The following is an 18,320-nucleotide window of genomic DNA, read 5'->3' as shown; positions in this document are numbered from 1 at the left end:
CGTTCAGTCTTTTGAAACATATATTATTCTAGAACCTTCAAAATCAAAATCAAAATCTATTTTTCTAAGTGAAAGGGCCTTAATTATATCATCCGAATCAGAAGGTTCACACACAAATAGCAGAAATCCACCACCGCCAGCACCTATAAGTTTGCCCCCATATGCTCCTTTCTTCATAGCAAGTTCATAAAGATTGTCTATGATATCGTTGCTAATACCATCGGTGAGCTTTTTCTTGTTTTTCCAATTTGCATCCATTATTGCACCTATTCTGGGGTATTCTGCCTTGTATACTGCTTCAAAGAAAGTATAAGCAAGCTCTTTCATTTCATCATAGTACTCTTCTTTCTTAATTACTTCTTCCCTTTGCTTTTTATGGATATCCGTTGAATTTCGTTGTATTCCAGTGTACAAGAGAAGAAGGTGATTTCGGAAATCCTCCAGAGATTTTGCGTTTATTGATAAAGGCCTCACGTAAACACTTTCGTCTTGGTTGAAATTCATGAGATTTATGCCGCCATAAGCAGCCATGTATTGATCCTGTTTTCCTCCTGGCTCTTTTAGTATTTCTCTTTCGATTAAAACAGCTTCCCTGGCGAGTTCTTCCCTAGACGTAAGTTCTCCTTTGTAGGCGTGAAGTGCATTCAACAAACCCACGAGGAACGTACTGCTGGATCCCAGACCAGTCCCTTTCGAAGGTATATCGGATATAGACAGTATTTCTATTCCTCCATCTATTCCAAGGAGCTTAAGTGATTCCCTTACAGATGGATGTTCGATATCCTCAACGGAATCTACCATTTCTGTCTTAGAATAAGAAATTCTAATTTTGTTGTCGAATTTTTTGTTAACAATAACGTATATGTACTTATTGATGGCTGCTGATACAACGGCACCACCTTTTTTCCTGTAATATTCTGGTATATCTGTTCCTCCGCCAACAAAGGTTATCCTAAGAGGTGTCTTCGTTATTATCATGCGTATCCATAGTATGATATTAATCTCTTAATTCCTTCATCGAGAGAGATCTTAGCCCTGAACCCGATCATTTTCTCTGCTTTATTAGTATCTGCAAGCGTCTCGTGGACATAGGTCTTGGCCATTGGGTTCTCCACGTACTTCGGTTCAATGTTAGAACCGAGGTATTTGTTCAGCTTTTGTACGAGTTCATTTAGGGAATAATTAACGCCAGTCCCGACATTATAAACTTGAAATCCATCCGATTTTTCAGCTGCTAGGATAAGTGCGTCTACAACATCATCAACAAACACGAAATCACGTCTCTGTTCCCCATCTCCGTATATGATTGGGGATTTTTTGCTGTGCATATCCCAGAGGAATTGTGAGACAAGATTTGCATACATCCTTTTCTTCATTTCACGGTATCCGTATATAGAAAAGAAGCGCATAGCGGATATATTTATATCATAAAGTTTTGAATAAAGTTCAGATATTCTTTCCATCGATATCCTTGCTTCAGTATAATAATCTGAAACAAGTGGGGTTACATTTTCCCTATGGGGCGGTTTTACACCGTTATATATTGAGGATGTAGATGCAAACACGACTGGTGTTTTAGATTTCTTTGCGAGTTCCAGTATAGCTATCATGTCGTGTATTGCTTCGCTGACCAGAAAGGGATTAGACCTATACATTGGTGAAGATGAATACACGCCGATGTGAAATATATAATCTGGGTTTATACAGTAGTTTGATACGTTTTTGGCATAATCCTTAATAAATTCAACGTTCGAAAGCCCATCTATGTTATGTAGGGAACCAGTTTGTAAAGAATCTAAAACATAAACGTGGTTCTTTTCAGATAATCTAGCAACAAGATTTGAACCTATGAAACCTGCGCCACCTGTAACTAGAATCTCTTTATTTTCTATAGCCATAGGCTTTCATGACATACTTATATAAAGAACTTTTTCATTACTAGAACGATGCGCTTCCGTTACCTAGCTTTGTTGTTCTTAATAACAATCGTGATCTCAACAATCTCTTCATTCGTGTACGTGGAAAAATACCGATCATTCCATTCATATGTCTTTGATTTGGGGGTTTCATCATATTTGATTTCTCATGCGCTATCAACAAGGCCAATCGTCTACTGGAAACTCATCTATTTTTTGCTATATCCTTTTTATTCTCTTGATCCGAATCCAGAGTATCTACTTGTTTTTCAGGATTTTTTTATTTCGTTAGGATCGATTCCTATTTATTTTATATCAAAGAAGATATTAAACTCAGAGTTTTTTGGATTTATCTTTGGTATTCTCTGGCTGCTTTATTATCCAATATACGGAGTTGAATGGTTTGATTTCCACTTTATGGCTTTGTTTCCTACTCTTTTTCTTACTGCTGTTGCATTTCTTAGTTATAAAAAATATAGGTTTTCTCTCCTTTTCATGTTCCTCTCAGCCATAACCGATTATATGGCCCCTCTAATAATATTGATGTATCTTGTTGTACTCTTAGTGAAACGAGAGCGAGTGCCAAAGTATTATTATGCTTCTCTAGTTGTACCGTTCTTTGCTGTGTTTGTTGCAGTTAATATAGCCTCGCCTTCTTATACTTTAGGCTTAATAAATTATACAGCGATAATAAAAGATCCGGCTATAATTGCATCTATGCTTGTAAGGAAGATTATATATTACCCAATGATAGCACTTCCTTTAGCGCTTTTGCCCTTTGGTTCTATAGATATACTTATGATAATTCCATACGTCGGTTTATCAATTGTTCATAATTATACTCCATATCTTATGCCTATACTGTATCAATACCCTGCGCTAACTTCTGCACCGATATTCTTAGGAGCATTGAGTTCCATATCTAAATGTATGAAAAAGATAAGTAGGAAAAAAGTTAAGAGTATACTAATTGTTATTATTTCGTTATCGATAATAACGTTCTTACTGTTTACACCCTATGGCAATTTATTAACCGATAATAATAATCATTTTAGTTACGTTGATTACTTCGTTGGGGGAAATTACCAAACTTCAGAACGGATTACCGAGACAAAGTATGATAGGTACATATATTCGGCTGTATCTTATGTTCCAAAAGGTTCTACACTGGCTATACAAAATAATATGCCTCAATTTACTCAGGACTACAGATGGGTATTGCCTATAAATAATTACAGCGGATCTCCAGAATATGTTATCACTGATCCTTACAGTGTTTGGTTCTACAATACGACTCTATCGCCAGGATCTTACACAAACTACGTGAAATTCACAAACGAAAGGCTCCTCTCTGGTTATGGAATTTATTTCGAATGTGATGGAATTGCCCTGTTGAAAAAAAATTATAGCGGTTTGCCAATAAAATTTGTAGGAATGTCATTTTCCTCAATGTCTGGTTCGAATTTACTTTTCATAGCTCCAGGAACATACAGTGTTGAAGTTAACAGCAATGTGACTAGAGTATACGTATTGTACGGCAATAATGAATTATCTCTTCCTGTTAGCAACGGAAACTTTCTCTTTACTACACCTGTTTACCTCTATAACGTCACCTTTACTGCTCGTACTAATTCCGTTTTTTCGTTTACACAGATAACTTGGTAAGGGTGTTCCCATGCATGGAAGTTATTTAAATCCATTATTTATGGCGAACATAAATGCAGCTTGAATCACTCTATCAATTTCTATACAGTGTTGTGATGAGTTATTTGGTCAGCTTGAAATACGTATCATTTGTGCTGATATCCGTAATACTTGTATTTAGGAAGATTATAAGGACAGTAAAAGGAGGGCGTTTTAGGAGATATTCAATATTCATCCCGCCTATCCTTTATATACTCTTCTCTATAGCTGTATCTTACGGTACGTCCCTCTTAGGTATAGTTTTGTCTCTTATTGCCTTCGTTTTTGGTATCTACATCTCATTCCACACAACCAGAAGTATTGTATTCTTCTCTAAAAATAATATTCTCTATTATAAGAGACCTGGATGGGTCGTCGCGATATGGTCTTTGGCTTTTTTGACTAGGCTCGCTCTAATTTTGTTCTTTCCAAGTTTTAATGGCGATCTTTTTACAGTGTTACTCTTCCTGGCCTCCGGACTTATAATAGGTGAATCTTTTTGGATAGTAAGGAAGAATAGGGAAATCCTTTCTACCGTTAGGATGCCGAAAATACATCTCTAAGGCTAAAGAAGAAGTTGAGTAATTAAAATAGGTTAGATATGCAGTTCAGAGTGTGATATTGACTTTAGCATCATACATAACGTATGAATAATATTATGCCAGGATCTATGTATTCATACCAACTAGTTCTTCTCAAACCAAATTTTGGATTCTTCCTGTTAGGTCTAATAAAAGGGAAACGTTAAATATGATCTTAATATAAATGACAAAATGGACGCTTTGGTCTCAACTAAGGCTAATTCTATTGCTTATCAGCGTTCAACAGTAATTATCCCAGCATATAACGAGGAAAAAAGATTAATGCCAGTATTATACGAACTATGCGAATACATTAGATCAAATTCTTTGGAATGGAAAGTAATGGTATCTATCGATGGTGACGATGGAACAGAATCTAATGTCAAAATAATGATGCAGGAATATTCCTTTCTTTCCTATAGCAAGGGAAAAGGTCGAGGGGGAAAGGGTGCGGCAATAAAGCGTGCTATTACTTCAGCCACTGGAGAATTCGTCATACTTATGGATGCAGATGGCAGCGTTCCTTTAAAGGAAATAGTAAAGGCGCTCGACTTAACTAATTATTATGACTTAATTATTTTTGATAGGTATTCTAATAGAGGAAATAGAATTCCTTTCATCAGAAGGTTCCCAAGTAGGGGATTTAACAAGCTTGTTCGGATATTTCTTGGTCTAAAGATCAATGATACGCAGTGTGGCTATAAAATTATTAAGCGAGAATATGCTCAGAGGGCCTTCAACAAAATCACTATTAGCAATGCCTTTTTTGATGTAGCCCTTCTTTATTACCTAAAAAAGGAAAGAGCGAAATATATTGAGATCCCTGTTGAATATAACTATGATAGAAACAGTAAATTCCATGTCGTCGAATTAGTGTTAGGGGAAGGCATATCCCTCATAGCTTTTCGAATTAGAAATTCACGGTTTTATAAGTACGTGCCGGAGAAGCTAATTTCATTATACTATCGGAAATTTCGTTGGATCTAGTTGTTAATACACTATAGTCATCTTTTCTAAAGACTTATAGTTAAACTTTACGTCAATAGCTTGATCTGACGGCAATTTCCTTTGTGTCTAGATCTTTGCTCGTGTTGTATATGCCTCGCTACAAGCCTTTTCTGCTTATTTACACGCATTTTTATGCGGAAAAACCAAGGAACAGGATTAACGTAAAAGGGATACTATATTAAGCGATTTTTGGAGAACTAAAGTTTTGCGTTAATTATATAGCAACTCCATGATTTAATTTATCTCTGGTTTTCATGACATGTCCTGCTGATTTATACGGGTTCAGCTTGGATTGTTTCACAGCCATAACGAATCGATCACCATACTTACTGAACCCATCCAGCAGTGATTCAAGGAATTCATAGCCGATCCATCTCTTCCGTTTCCCTATCCTTTTATGTGCGTAGAGATATTTTCGCATTGACATTATGGCAGCAATTTCGAGGATCACCCTTCCTGTAACCATGAGACGGAGGTACAGCTCTGTCTTGCATAGCTTCCTCATAAAGATGTGACCTAATCCGTCCTGCTTAATATCCCTGTTCATAACCTCGATATCGCTACGCCTGAGATATGTTTCCATGATTCGCTTCATGTTCCATTCCTATCTGTTTGTTGCATAGTTTCGTTTAAAATTGATGCCTTCTGATATGATTACCTTCACCTCTCCCATGCCTATTATCTTTCCCTTAACCTCCCAGACAGAGTATGTATTCCCTGGTAATTTTATGGTCTGAGACTTACTGTATGGCAGGAATAGGGAATCAAAGGCGATCTATCTCCCCTTAATCTTGATCTTCCTGTTGCCCTTGCTCTGGAATACCCAGTTAAGTTTCTTTCCATTCAGGAACGATATGATATCCTTTGTGAAGTACTATGCGTCATCGGTCACTGTTGAGAAATTAAGCCCATCGGTGAAGCATTTCTCAATGACTCCTTTCTGTATATCGATCTTTGAGCGGTATTCGTTCTCATCGTCAAGACTCTCTTTTATCATGTATACCTCAGCAGATATGGGATATATACCATATCTGCCCGAAAGGACGGATGTTGCAAACTGTATGCCCCAGACAGTCCTTCCGGTGGAATGATCAAATATCCATCCCGCAGCCTCAATGTTCTTTCCTGTCTTTTTTATTATGTCGTCTATTGCAAGTATTCCATCATCTTCAACTGAATTTATGTTTTCTAGAGTTTTCATGAACATTAGGTCGGTGTCAATATTTGAAGAGAGGAATCTGTTCATGCTTGACTGGTTCGCATGAGCAATGATGGTGGAATTCAGGTGTGCCACACTCCTCTTTTGAGATGTTTGAAAGGATGAGACAAGCTCCTCGAAACGCCTGTTGGTTCATTGAGAATGTCGTGGCTGGAATATATGGGTATATCCGTGTGGCCGACAAATGTTCGGCATATTCATAACCATTATAGCTGAAAGAATTATTTGTCAGTGAGAGAATAAAATTAATGTAAAATTCTAGGAATATTTGTTACCTAAGATATACTCAAGTATATTTGCTATCTTTTTTGTAGGCATATCATTAGAATGTATTGATACCATTAAACCTTTTATTCCCATTGATCTACTATGGATCTGTTACTTTTGTATAGAAATTACTATCTCGGGAATGTTCAACTCCTTTATATCACCATACTTTGTCCTCAAATCCCTTTCGTATTTCCCATTTTTATTCCTGTATTTTCCTCTAAATACGTATTTAACTTTATTCTACTAACTTTTCTATTTTTCCTTTATCGTTTCCTCTTAATGTTCTATCTATATCTGATATGTTTATATTTCTCATTTTCCATATTTTATTACATCTACATTCAAAAAAATGTATCCTTTCCTATTATTTAATGATTGAATTCGTTGATAAATTTATATTTACATAAAATTATGGTATCATTGAAATATATTATGTTATTGAATATTTAACAATTCCAGGAGTTCATCAACATCGCAAACTCATTGGCTATCTGGTAGATGTATTTGTAAATAAAAAATTTGGTAAAAATAATGATATTTAATATTTTGAATGAATCCATATTTGGCAATATGAACTATCTAAAAATATGGCAACTTAGGTGATGGAATAAATCAACCAATACACATCTATTACACTTTTATATGAAACCAACGATAAATGATTATAAAACAAATAGGCAAAAAAATCATCAAGACCTAAACTGATTTGTTTTTTAGCCCTGTAAATTACTGCAATAACCACTATACTTAAATGATAGTTCATGCATTGTTCTGAAAAGGTATATTTTATCTAGTTTCATAGACTTCATTAGCATGTGGTATATATTCTGTTAAATATAATGATTTTTAGAAGATCATTATTGTATCCAATTCTTAATTCTACTATATTACACTAGTGACTATGCAAGTTATATATTGCCTGTCCTATATATTTCATTAACAGAAATAATATTCATAGTTCTCTTTAGAATACCAGAATCATCCATTACCTTGTCCATATATTTTGATACTTTATACCTTTTTGTATGTTTCCATATCATAGAGCTTTCATATCTATACGTGTATTTCCTATTGTTTTAATTTCTATTGTCATGTTCGGTAAATATGGGACACATAAAAAGTAATAATCTATAGAAATCTACTGAAAAATAATACAATTTTTCCCTAAATAAGCTATGGATTTAGGTGCCATCAATCTTGTTGTATCCATAAGCAACTATCTATTAATTAAGAGCGTTTCATTCCTATAGCGACTATAGTAGACCGCCAAGATGTGGGTAGCAAATTTAAAGATATACGAATTAATTTTGATCCATAAGGGTTAAAGCCATAAATTTGTCTTACGTCGAAGTATTTCTCTAACATTGATTTAACCTCAATAACGGTATATTCGCGAATATGACCATACCCACCATTTAAAATGTCGTATTTAGACCAAAAAATGTTTTTACCAAACAATAATTTTATTCTATTAATATGCCGCGCTGCATTAGGAACTGTCAAATAAATGATCCCATTAGGACGCAATAAATTGGCAATAGAACGCATCACAATTTCATCATCTGCAAATATATGCTCTAAGGTTTCTGAAATAATAACAAGGTCAAATTTAGAATTTGGCTCGGGATTATTCTTAGTGATATCATAATAAATAATATTCTGTTCAGATATATATAATTGATCAACAGATTTAAGGAATTCCACGTTCGGCACTGCACAATAGTACCTATCGCCTAAATAATTAACCGCTAGTTTATCAAAACTAGATAAACCAATGTTACAAACCAGTTTATCGGAACCTGCAAGTTTAATTATATCCCTTAACATTAATTTATGCCTTTCAGCATGTGTTTGTTCATAACCTGTCTCTTGTGAATTGCCGTTTCTATCCATATTCATTTCTCCAAACTTGTGAATTTGCGTTAATATTTCTTCAGTTAATTATATCATATATATATGTTTTCTATATTTAGCTCTTAGTTTCTTCATGTAAGTTTTCAGGTGTTATATAGCAATAAATCGGATAAAAGTCGATTTTATAGTATTTTATCGTGCTTTTAACTTAGAATCACTGGAAGATTACGCAATCGTGAGGTGAACATATAGCTATTTAAGTTTTAGAAATAATTTATTCAGTTTCAGTTGTTATTTATTATTAACCGTTATGAATTGTATATTATATTTTGCTCTTTAGAATTGAATCAATACCATTCTATGCCCTAACAGAGTGGTGCGGAGAGACTAAAAAGCTCAAATATTTGTAGGGAAACGAGTTTGAATATTCTTCTACACTAGTATCTGAAAGCAAAAATGTAAATAGTTTTTGAGTCAGGAATAAAATTTAAATATATTTTTATAATCATAACATGATACTATTTTTATTATAGATATTAAGAATGATTCATACATTATGGTAAGTATTATTTTTTATGATATAAAAAAAAATATTATTAAGAATCAATACAATAAACAAAAATGAAGCTTCTATGGTTCGCCCATAGGGATATTAAACACCCTAAGGCTGGTGGTGCAGAAAGGACAATATATGAAGTTGGTAAAAGGTTATCCAAATTAAATATTGGAGTTAATTTAGTAACCGTAAATCCTGGAAATTTATTGGAATATGAAAATGTTGATGGGATAATAATATATAGAATTAAAGGAAACATAAGGACTCATTTGTATGTAAGAAAAATGATTAAAAAAATAAATCCTGATGTCATAATAGATGATATGGGCCATGCTGTTCCCTGGTTTTCTCCATGGTTTACTGATAAAAGAGTGATAGTATTTTTCAGGCATTTGCACGCTAAGTCGTTACCAGGTCAGGTTAATTTCTTTCTTGCAAAAATTATAACTTTAGTCGAAAAATTATACCCAATCATATATAAAAATAATATATTTGTAACAGAATCCGATACATCGGAAAACGATTTAATTGATCTTGGAATTAAGAAAGATAGAATTGTAAGGATACCTCCTGGGGTTGATTTAAATTTATTTCATACAGGTAAAAAAACAGACAATGTTCAATTATTGTATTTTGGGGGATTAAGGAAATATAAAAGGCCAGAATATGCAATAACAATTTATGAAAACTTATACAAAAAAATAGATAATTTAAAATTAATAATTGTTGGCGATGGTATATTGTTAAATGAAATCAAAGATAAAGTTAAAGGTAAAAATTATAATATTGTTTTTACAGGTAAGTTAGAATATGATGAACTTGCTAAAATAATAAGGGAATCGTGGGTTAATTTGCATTTTTCTGTTACCGAGGGTTGGGGTTATTCTATTCTGGAAGCATCTGCTTCCGGTACGCCAAGTGTTGCTTTTAAAGTTCCTGGCGTAGTCGATACAATAATTGATGGTTATAATGGATTTTTAGTAAATAATATTAATGAATTTACTGATAAAATTTTGTACATAATAAAAAATGAGGATAAATTTATATTAAATTCGAGAAAATTTGCAGAGAATTTTACATGGGAAAAAACTGCAGATCTGTGGTACAAATTATTAAATGGTAATTAAAATAAAAATTTCAGGTTAATTTACAAAGAATATTTGGAACTTTAATACAATATTCTATAATGTACGATCATCATCCTGAAAAATACTGTTTAATTTTATTAAATATTGCTATATTATTAATGTATCGCCTGCAATTTAATATGTATACATAATATATTCCAATGCTATTTTTTACTGGTTTTCGTAATTAAATGCTTAAATATAAATCATACGTAAACTTTTATATATAAATTAAATAACGGTTTAATGCCTATATCCATAGTTACAAGAGCATATAAAACATCAGAGCTAAAGAATTTAATTTCAAATCTTCATACAAATTTAGAGGTTGAAAAAGAAATAATAGCAGTATGCCGAATAAATGATCATGATATTAAAGGTATAAATTTGATTATTGAAAATTCAAACATGTTTCAAGCCAGAATAACCGGAATTAAAAATGCTAATTATGATAGAATTTTATTGCTTGATAGTGACCAAATTCCTGAGAAAGGACTTTTGCATGAACTCGATGATAAAAGTGAGGATATGGTAATTATACCGGAAAAATCTATAAATAAAAATTTCACAACGAAATGTCTGGATGATTGGAGATATAGAAATGAAAAATATGCTATGAAAAACCCGAATCCATATATCCCGGTCGTTCCCAGATATTATAGGAGATCAGTGTTATTAAACGTTATAAACAAATTATCGCCAGATATTTATAAAATAGAGAGCCATGAAGATTCAATATTATACTATGAAGTTTTCAAAGAAACCCAGAATATAGGTTTTGCAAAAAAATACATTTTAAATTATGATCCCCCTCTAAAGATATTGATGCAAAAGGCATTTTTATACGGCAAATATAGGAAGATATTGCAGAATTTAGAAGCACCAGACGAGATATTGATGCTCATTAACAAGATTAATAAAAACGCCTTACATATTAAAGATCTAGGTATAGGTAGAGGATATATTGTACAAATCTTGAGGGGCTTAATGTATGAACTCGGGAGAATCATTAAATAATATCTCTATGAAACGTTAATTAACATCTTTGATTAAGTTTATATATCATATATTGATGGAGGTATAAAAATGATAAGAATTCAATATCTTTTGTATTTAATAAAACACAGTTTAAAAAAACATTACATAGATATGATATTGATTTTAATTATACCTTTAATTGCTTTAAGGGGGTTTTTGTTTGAATCAGGCTATTATTTCTATGCCGATCAAGCATGGCCATTATCAAATTATATTTACACAGTTGGTATATTATCATTTAATTCGTTAAGTGGTTTTAGTTTTTCAAGGTTGATAATAGATTGGCCATATTATGTCATAACTTTATTCACAAATAGTGTTATGATAACTGAAAGGGTATTTATATATTACACCTTTGTTTTATATCTTTTTTTTGCTTATATTTTTGCCACGATGATAACATCAAAATTTTTACAAACCAAAAATAAATATGAAATAATAGCGGTAAAATTCATTATTGTATTATTTATATTCTCAAACTTTACCTCACTAAACCTCATTAACGATGGTGGTTCATATTCAGACAACTTAAATATAATATTTATAGCAATTATACTATTAGCTTTTATCTCATGGAAAAATATGAAAATGGCATTTTTAGTATCAACCATATTATTAACTATATCTATACTTGTAGAACCGGATTACACTACATTTTATTTTATTTCTATAATAATCGGCAGCATAATAGCAGGTTTAATCAATAGAGATTTTATATATAGATTCAAATATGCTATATTAACAATAATATCCACAATAATTCCGGTGGCTTTTGTTATACTCGGGCTTGTGTTGACATCCAGTTCTGGATCTACGATAACGGCTGTTGGTGCATTAAGAGTTTACAGCTATGGAACGATATCTTTCTTCAGCGGAAACATAAAGCCATTATACCCGTTGATATTAATAGGGCATTTATGGTCAACAATCGTTTATGCACCACCAAATATATTATTCTATGGCAACAAAATAAGTTCAGTGAAATCTTTAATGTATCCATCGCAGCTGTTATTGCCAGATGGCTTTATAACATATATATGGCTATTAACAGTAATAATGGTTCCTGTTATATCATTAATTTCAATCGTTTTCAGGAAAACTAGAAAAATTGTATTCCCAGTTATAATATTATTTATAATATTCTATACAATGTCACTTGTTTATTATATAAAGCCTTTATTTTACTTAGAGTTGCATATAAGTAAAATTCCACTGATTGGAGGCTCAATAGGAACAACGCTGTCTCTTCCCGGGCACGTAATTAACGTTATTGCATCAATGTACTATATATTATTTTCAATGTCTCTTGTAAATTTAATGAATATGCATTTTCATGTAGATATAAAATCAGATAAGGATAAATTCAATATAAACATATCAATTATAAAAAATTATATCGAAAACATTAAAAATAAAAAATATTTTAAAAATAATAAATTTCAGGTATTTGTGATAATATTTATAATGTTTATTGTTATATTTTCTGGCTGGCAGGCATTCGACGGTACATTTTATCCGGCAAGAGCTCCTGATACTGCATATGGAAATCATGTTGCCAATATAGGTGGATATACGCCATTAAACATCAATAGCAGTGTTATCCATGCCTATGATTTTATTTCATCGCAGAAGAGCAATTTCAACATACTATGGATTGGTGGTCCTGCATTTAGTAATAGGGTATATGCACCACCACACCCAGAAGCATCCATACCTAACTTGGATTATATTACATCAAATAATTTGAGTGTAGATTTATATTATAATTTATTATATTCTGGTGTAAAATACGTTGTGATTTCAAATCAGGACATACAGAAGAATCCAGGGGCAATATTTGAATATACATTTTCTAACGCGGGTTTTAAGAGTTTTACACAAGCACAGAGTTTTCTACAGAATACCACCGGATTGAAGGAGATATATAATAAATATCAAGTAGACATATTTGAGGTAGATAACTTTACTTCAATTTATACGTCTAACCTGCTGTTAAACTATGAAGGAAATAATATCTATGAAGTTTCACTCCCATATTTATTCAAGACCTTGGGCTATAATGTTGCAATCACCTATGACAATAAATATGGATTACCTGTGAATTTTGACAATAATAGCAAAGATATTTCCATAGACACACCCGGATATCTATCTACCTTAGTAGGTTCAACCGAGTCCCCCTATTTCAACTTAAGTTCCAATAAAACTATCTCAGGTGCTGGACACAATTATGCTACTGGATTGCCCGACAATTTCACTTTGACGTTATGGGTAAATAATGAAGCATACTATTCTTATTATAATCGAACAATAAAAATTACAGGCAATGCGTATAGTAACGGTGTTAGTGTTTCGTATAATGGTTCATTTGATGGTGGTGCAGGAGGATTTTATGTAAATAGCAACTCCATCAACTCAACAGTGGTTTCATTAAAGCTTACATTTTATGCTAAAGCATCTGTCAATGGCACTGGTTCGGTACTATTCATGGGAGAACCGAGAAGCAATATATATACCGATAATGTATATTCAGGGTATAATTTCAATGTCTCCAATTCATATAAAAAATACACTTTCTCCTATACATTTCCCGCCATAGAAAAATATGTTGACTTTAGGCTATACGACTCTACCAATGGCACATTTTATATCAATAATTTAAGTTGCAGATATATACCATATCCGCACATAAGTGAAAATTCAACATTGCCCTTTGGCAACTTTGTGACATTGAATAATACTTTATTGAATGGAAACAATGGAAGTGCCCTTATCTATATGGAAAATAGTACAATGAATAATTACCAATGGGTAAAGTTTAATTTTAGCAAAGGATTATATTTGAAAGGCTATACCAAAGTTGCAGCCTTAATTTTGATTAAAAACACATCTTTATTAAATAACAAAAATACATCTATTATAGTCTCAATATACCCGAGCTTAAGGGAATATAGGGCGAGTTACGGGGGGAAACTTTATAGTTCCATACCCGGAATTTATGGAAACAGCATCTTTATCATAAATAAAAGTATAGCTTCATTAAATGATATTAAGATAATAACTAAGGGAAAAGTAATAATGGATGTATTTTATATAGGCATAATAATTTATTTAGCTGTGCTTTCATACTTTGTGTTGGACACCTATAGAAAAAATAAAATTTGAATGAATAAGATTAAACGATACCACATTTATTTTTATGATGTTGTTATAATATGCTAAATAACAGATTTTTGTGCGAAACTGTCAGTTTCCACAGATTTTTAAGAGGTATATTAATTCCGAGTCTTTTGTCTATCTTTTCAACGATTGAATATATTTTGCTCATTGTTTTCTTACTTCAATGGGCTATTTACGTATACTTTTGGGAACTTTAACAATACACCTTTAACTGACAGGCTGAACACTGCTTCCGGTTAATAATTCCTATATGTATTTGTTCGTTATAATGCTGTACCTACCAGAAAATAAAAATTCCCAGGTTTTCTCATTTATGGCACGCCTCCATACCTGCATTGATAAGAATGAAATTGAGGTCATTCACGGAACTTTGTTTTACTTCTATACGGATAGTTATTTCAACAATAAGAATCATCTATGCAATAAGGGAAAGTTGATGAATGTAAAATTATCTCCAGGAGATGTAATAGTGATTCAGACAGTGGATGAATTCAACCACATAGGGATGGAGTGGCGCCTCATGTCAGATAATTGCGAAATCCTTGAAAACACCGCCTATGAAGTCATCAAATTTTAATATAATTGTAAGACACGTATAAAGTGTAATTTCGTATGGTTGTGTTCACTGTTTTACTGTCTTCTTACTCAAAAGGGACTCTTTCATATGTTCCTTAATGATCCTTGCATTAATAACCGGGGTTTATATTTACACAGAATTATGTACACAGCCAATAACGAAATGCATAAAATTTTATATTAAATATTTATACACACCAAAATGAAGATAATAATTTTGGTTAGAATTCTATGGACTGCAGGAGCACAGAAAATAGCAATAGCTGAGGCAAAACAATTAACTAAAATGGGGTATAAAGTCAAACTTGTTTTTTTGAGAGCAACGGAAAGTGGCAGGAATCTTTTAAATAAACTTGAGGATATAGATTATGAAATATTTTCAGGTGAAAACTATAAACCGAAACTCATATACTCATTTATAACAGGCCTATTTATGCTTGATAGAAGAGGAGAAGGCACAGTTGATTATAACCTTATAAATAAATTTGCAAGATCTGTTAAAAAGGGGGACGCGGATTATATAATATGTCACGACCAGTGGGCTGGATTGGCTGGTCTAAAAATTAAGAGAAAGCTGGGAATTCCATACTCTGTAATGATGCACGAACATGTTAATGGTAAGTATAATGTTCCTGTATTAGGTAAAATAGCTACTAAAATGGAGAGAGACGTTTTAAAAAATGCAGATAAAATTTTTGCTGTAACCGAGAAAATTGCCAATAATGTAACATCTATATATGGATTTAAATGTGAACCAGATTTAGTAGGAATGACATTACAAAAAACTAAAAACTTTCATGAAAGGGATAATATAATCCTTGCAACGTCTACTTGGGGCAAGGACAGATCACCCGATACTTATTTAGATATTATCGAAGCTATACCTGATTTTAAACTTTATTTTATTGGAAGATGGAATCTAAAATCTGAATTTGAAGATTTTAAAAATAATGTATATAAAAGAAATTTACAGGAAAAAGTTATCATAAATGATAATATGCCTGATGAAGAACTTGATGAATTATATGCTTCTTCAAAATTTGTAATTAGATTTGGTGGTACCAAGGAGTACGGTCTGGGAACCGCTACAGTATTCGCTATCTCGCATCTTACACCTGTGATTATAGATTCCACATTGGGAATTTCTGATATAATTACAAAATATGGTGGTGGGTATATTGTAGATAAAAATGATATTAACAAAATATCCAATTTTATATTGGAAAATAATAATGAAATCAATTATGAAAAACTACAGAACAACTTATTAAATATAACCAGAGAATATACTTGGGAAAGACACTGTAGAATCTTAATGAATGTTCTTAAATAAGCAATGATTTCAATAATTTTTATGTTATAAAATTTATAACATTGTAATACCCATCTTACCTTTCAATTTGTGATGTGTATCTAGTAATAAATTTTATATGTATAAAATATATAACTATTTAAATGGAGAATGAAAAATTACCATACATAAGCGTCATAATAATTGCATACAACAGAAAGGAATTTTTATTGGATGCCATAAAAAGTGCATTGAATCAAACATTAGACAGAGAATATTATGAAATTATTGTCATCAAAAATTTTCAGGATGATACGATAGATAATTTCATTAAAGAAAATAATATTAAAGGAATAATAAGTGAAAACAAATCACTGGGCGGAAAAATATCTGAAGCGCTTTATGTGTCAAAAGGTGAAATAGTATCATTTTTAGAAGACGATGATTTATTTTTTCCAAATAAATTAAGGGAAGTTTATGATATTTTTATTAGTAATCCAAATCTTGTTTATTATCATAATAATTTTATTAAAACCAATAATAGATTATTTGAAATAGATTATAGTGAAAACAAGAAAAATAAAAAAATATTTCTAAAATTAATCGAATTGAACAATATTAAAACCATCAATTATCTTATAAGTAAAAAATTAATAGCCTTCAATATGTCAGCTATTACAATAAGAAAATCATATTTTAATGATTGCTTAGACATTTTGGAAAATATAAGAATAGCACATGATATGTGTTTCTTTTTTTGTCTTTCAGGCAAATCAGATACCTCAAAAGAAATTTTGATATATGATAAACCCTTATCAATTTGGTTTATCCATAATTCATGGTCCAACACCTCTTGTGATTTAGAAATAAAAAACTTCAAAAATAAAAATTTTACTATTGCCAAAGAAACTTTAAATGCTATTGTATATATATTTAATGAATTTTGTATTAAGAATAATTTATATAATTTCTATGATAATAAACAACCATTATGTGATTATCTCAAACTTACAATATCAGCTCGGAAATCACAATTATATTTATTAAACGAATATGAAATTAATATAAACGATATTAAATTATTCTTTAAGTTTGTAACAATGAGAAAAAGTATTTATCTTTCAGGTGCGTTTATTTTAGTATTATTTGGTAAATTTATTTCTAAAAAACTTTCAACAAAAATATTTTTGTATATATCATTTCTTTTAAATACCATATAAAAATAATAAAAAAATTTATTATTTTATAAAAGATAAACATTTAATGGAAGGAATTTCTATAATTATATCTGTAAAAGACACACTAAATTTAAATAATATTTTAAATTATACTGATTGCGATTTATATGAAATAATATCTGTTAGTAATAATAACAATTCAAATAAAAAGCATGAGACAAGGAAATATATATACGAATAACGTAAAATATGATTTTTATTGCTTTCGGATGTATTAGAAACAAATATGTTAGACCCCGGTGAGTGAATTTTATTGATAAAGCTGAAATATATGGCACAGAGCCAATAATAGGGAAGCAATAAGAGATTATAAAAGGGATGATCTTTTTATAGCAGGCAAGGTATGGGCAAACCATTTCCGCTACGATGATTTGATGAAAGCGCGCGAAGCTAGCTTAAACAAGCTGGGTATCGATTATTTAGATCTTTACCAGTTTAACTGGCCAAATCCAGATGTACTCATTGGAGAAACAATGAAGGCAACGGAGGAATTAATGGACGAGGGCAAAATTAAGAATATAGGTATTAACAATTTCTCTGCAAAGTAAGCTGAAAATGCACAGAGTTCTACGAAAAATATGAAATTACATTTGATCAGGTTGAGTATAGTATAATTGCAAGGGATATAGAAAGGTCAGGGCTTTATGATTACTGCAAGAATAATAATATAGCAATTATTATATACAGCCCCATTTCACATGGAAATATATGGAGGATAAAATAATAAAAATACCTCAGGAATTATGCATAAAATGCCCTGGATCAAAGATGCTATGCGGATTA

General features: G+C 31.6%; 16 protein-coding genes and 1 pseudogene. 11 read left to right on the top strand and 6 right to left on the bottom strand.

The genetic code is table 11. The annotated features are described in order from the left end of the window. Positions 1–3 precede the first annotated feature (3 nt). Entirely contained in the window at positions 4–978 is a 975-nt protein-coding gene (locus tag TVG_RS04790; RefSeq protein ID WP_010917146.1) for a kinase, read from the bottom strand. Then, positions 975–1,898 (bottom strand): NAD-dependent epimerase/dehydratase family protein, encoded by a 924-nt coding sequence (locus TVG_RS04785; RefSeq protein WP_010917145.1) that lies wholly within the window; start codon positions 1,896–1,898, stop codon positions 975–977. Before TVG_RS04785 ends, TVG_RS04790 begins: the two co-directional genes overlap by 4 nt. 120 nt (positions 1,899–2,018) lie before the next feature. Between TVG_RS04785 and TVG_RS04780 the strand changes: the two genes are divergently transcribed. From TVG_RS04780 to TVG_RS04770, 3 genes are all read left to right on the top strand, one after another. Next, positions 2,019–3,581, top strand: coding sequence for a DUF2079 domain-containing protein (locus TVG_RS04780; protein ID WP_162009541.1), 1,563 nt, complete (start codon positions 2,019–2,021; stop codon positions 3,579–3,581). A gap of 53 nt (positions 3,582–3,634) precedes the next feature. Next, a complete protein-coding gene (locus TVG_RS04775; RefSeq protein WP_010917143.1) occupies positions 3,635–4,162 on the top strand; it encodes a hypothetical protein in 528 nt (175 codons plus the stop codon). Between the two features lie 210 nt (positions 4,163–4,372). Then, the gene (locus TVG_RS04770) at positions 4,373–5,167 is read left to right on the top strand and encodes a glycosyltransferase (RefSeq protein WP_010917142.1); all 795 of its coding nucleotides are present in this window, start codon (positions 4,373–4,375) and stop codon (positions 5,165–5,167) included. 235 nt (positions 5,168–5,402) lie between these two features. Here the strand turns inward: TVG_RS04770 and TVG_RS04765 are convergent, their stop codons facing one another. From TVG_RS04765 to TVG_RS04755, 4 genes and pseudogenes are all read right to left on the bottom strand, one after another. Then, positions 5,403–5,771: a hypothetical protein gene (locus TVG_RS04765; protein ID WP_241760254.1), complete on the bottom strand. Its 369-nt coding sequence runs from the start codon at positions 5,769–5,771 to the stop codon at positions 5,403–5,405. Between the two features lie 291 nt (positions 5,772–6,062). Next, entirely contained in the window at positions 6,063–6,482 is a 420-nt protein-coding gene (locus TVG_RS04760) for a hypothetical protein (protein WP_010917140.1), read from the bottom strand. 186 nt (positions 6,483–6,668) lie between these two features. After that, a pseudogene (locus TVG_RS09005) lies at positions 6,669–6,993 on the bottom strand (transposase); the annotation flags it as partial. 911 nt (positions 6,994–7,904) lie between these two features. Beyond that, positions 7,905–8,570 carry a methyltransferase domain-containing protein gene (locus TVG_RS04755; protein ID WP_162009540.1) on the bottom strand — a complete coding sequence of 222 codons (666 nt, stop codon included), beginning with the start codon at positions 8,568–8,570 and terminating at the stop codon, positions 7,905–7,907. Between the two features lie 582 nt (positions 8,571–9,152). Here TVG_RS04755 and TVG_RS04750 point away from each other — a divergent pair. The 8 genes from TVG_RS04750 (at position 9,153) to TVG_RS09000 (ending at position 18,261) form a co-directional block, all read left to right on the top strand. Beyond that, positions 9,153–10,214, top strand: coding sequence for a glycosyltransferase family 4 protein (locus TVG_RS04750; RefSeq protein WP_010917138.1), 1,062 nt, complete (start codon positions 9,153–9,155; stop codon positions 10,212–10,214). Between the two features lie 246 nt (positions 10,215–10,460). Beyond that, a complete protein-coding gene (locus TVG_RS04745) occupies positions 10,461–11,231 on the top strand; it encodes a glycosyltransferase family 2 protein (protein WP_048054002.1) in 771 nt (256 codons plus the stop codon). Between the two features lie 69 nt (positions 11,232–11,300). Further along, positions 11,301–14,417 carry a hypothetical protein gene (locus TVG_RS04740; RefSeq protein WP_048054001.1) on the top strand — a complete coding sequence of 1,039 codons (3,117 nt, stop codon included), beginning with the start codon at positions 11,301–11,303 and terminating at the stop codon, positions 14,415–14,417. Positions 14,418–14,868: 451 nt separating this feature from the next. After that, positions 14,869–15,009 carry a hypothetical protein gene (locus TVG_RS08545; RefSeq protein WP_156769089.1) on the top strand — a complete coding sequence of 47 codons (141 nt, stop codon included), beginning with the start codon at positions 14,869–14,871 and terminating at the stop codon, positions 15,007–15,009. A gap of 201 nt (positions 15,010–15,210) precedes the next feature. Then, positions 15,211–16,341 carry a glycosyltransferase family 4 protein gene (locus TVG_RS04730; RefSeq protein ID WP_010917135.1) on the top strand — a complete coding sequence of 377 codons (1,131 nt, stop codon included), beginning with the start codon at positions 15,211–15,213 and terminating at the stop codon, positions 16,339–16,341. Positions 16,342–16,463: 122 nt separating this feature from the next. Continuing rightward, complete coding sequence (locus TVG_RS08155) at positions 16,464–17,519, top strand: glycosyltransferase family 2 protein (protein WP_010917134.1); 1,056 nt, start codon at positions 16,464–16,466, stop codon at positions 17,517–17,519. Positions 17,520–17,806: 287 nt separating this feature from the next. After that, entirely contained in the window at positions 17,807–18,085 is a 279-nt protein-coding gene (locus tag TVG_RS08905) for an aldo/keto reductase (RefSeq protein ID WP_083755843.1), read from the top strand. A gap of 35 nt (positions 18,086–18,120) precedes the next feature. Next, positions 18,121–18,261, top strand: a complete 141-nt coding sequence (locus tag TVG_RS09000) for an aldo/keto reductase (RefSeq protein WP_156769172.1) — start codon at positions 18,121–18,123, stop codon at positions 18,259–18,261. The last annotated feature ends 59 nt before the right edge of the window (positions 18,262–18,320 follow it).

It is taken from the genome of Thermoplasma volcanium GSS1 (assembly GCF_000011185.1).
In the GTDB taxonomy this organism is placed as follows: domain Archaea; phylum Thermoplasmatota; class Thermoplasmata; order Thermoplasmatales; family Thermoplasmataceae; genus Thermoplasma; species Thermoplasma volcanium.
This window is presented reverse-complemented; position numbering and strand designations above follow the sequence as displayed.

Excerpts from the sequence above, each read along its gene's own strand:
- TVG_RS04770 (WP_010917142.1), top strand. The coding sequence starts at position 4,373 with ATGGACGCTTTGGTCTCAACTAAGGCTAATTCTATTGCTTATCAGCGT.
- TVG_RS04730 (WP_010917135.1), top strand. The coding sequence starts at position 15,211 with ATGAAGATAATAATTTTGGTTAGAATTCTATGGACTGCAGGAGCACAG.
- TVG_RS04755 (WP_162009540.1), bottom strand. The coding sequence starts at position 8,570 with ATGGATAGAAACGGCAATTCACAAGAGACAGGTTATGAACAAACACAT.
- TVG_RS08155 (WP_010917134.1), top strand. The coding sequence starts at position 16,464 with ATGGAGAATGAAAAATTACCATACATAAGCGTCATAATAATTGCATAC.
- TVG_RS04775 (WP_010917143.1), top strand. The coding sequence starts at position 3,635 with ATGCAGCTTGAATCACTCTATCAATTTCTATACAGTGTTGTGATGAGT.
- TVG_RS04740 (WP_048054001.1), top strand. The coding sequence starts at position 11,301 with ATGATAAGAATTCAATATCTTTTGTATTTAATAAAACACAGTTTAAAA.
- TVG_RS04765 (WP_241760254.1), bottom strand. The coding sequence starts at position 5,771 with ATGGAAACATATCTCAGGCGTAGCGATATCGAGGTTATGAACAGGGAT.
- TVG_RS04750 (WP_010917138.1), top strand. The coding sequence starts at position 9,153 with ATGAAGCTTCTATGGTTCGCCCATAGGGATATTAAACACCCTAAGGCT.
- TVG_RS04790 (WP_010917146.1), bottom strand. The coding sequence starts at position 978 with ATGATAATAACGAAGACACCTCTTAGGATAACCTTTGTTGGCGGAGGA.
- TVG_RS08545 (WP_156769089.1), top strand. The coding sequence starts at position 14,869 with ATGAATGTAAAATTATCTCCAGGAGATGTAATAGTGATTCAGACAGTG.
- TVG_RS04785 (WP_010917145.1), bottom strand. The coding sequence starts at position 1,898 with ATGGCTATAGAAAATAAAGAGATTCTAGTTACAGGTGGCGCAGGTTTC.
- TVG_RS04745 (WP_048054002.1), top strand. The coding sequence starts at position 10,461 with ATGCCTATATCCATAGTTACAAGAGCATATAAAACATCAGAGCTAAAG.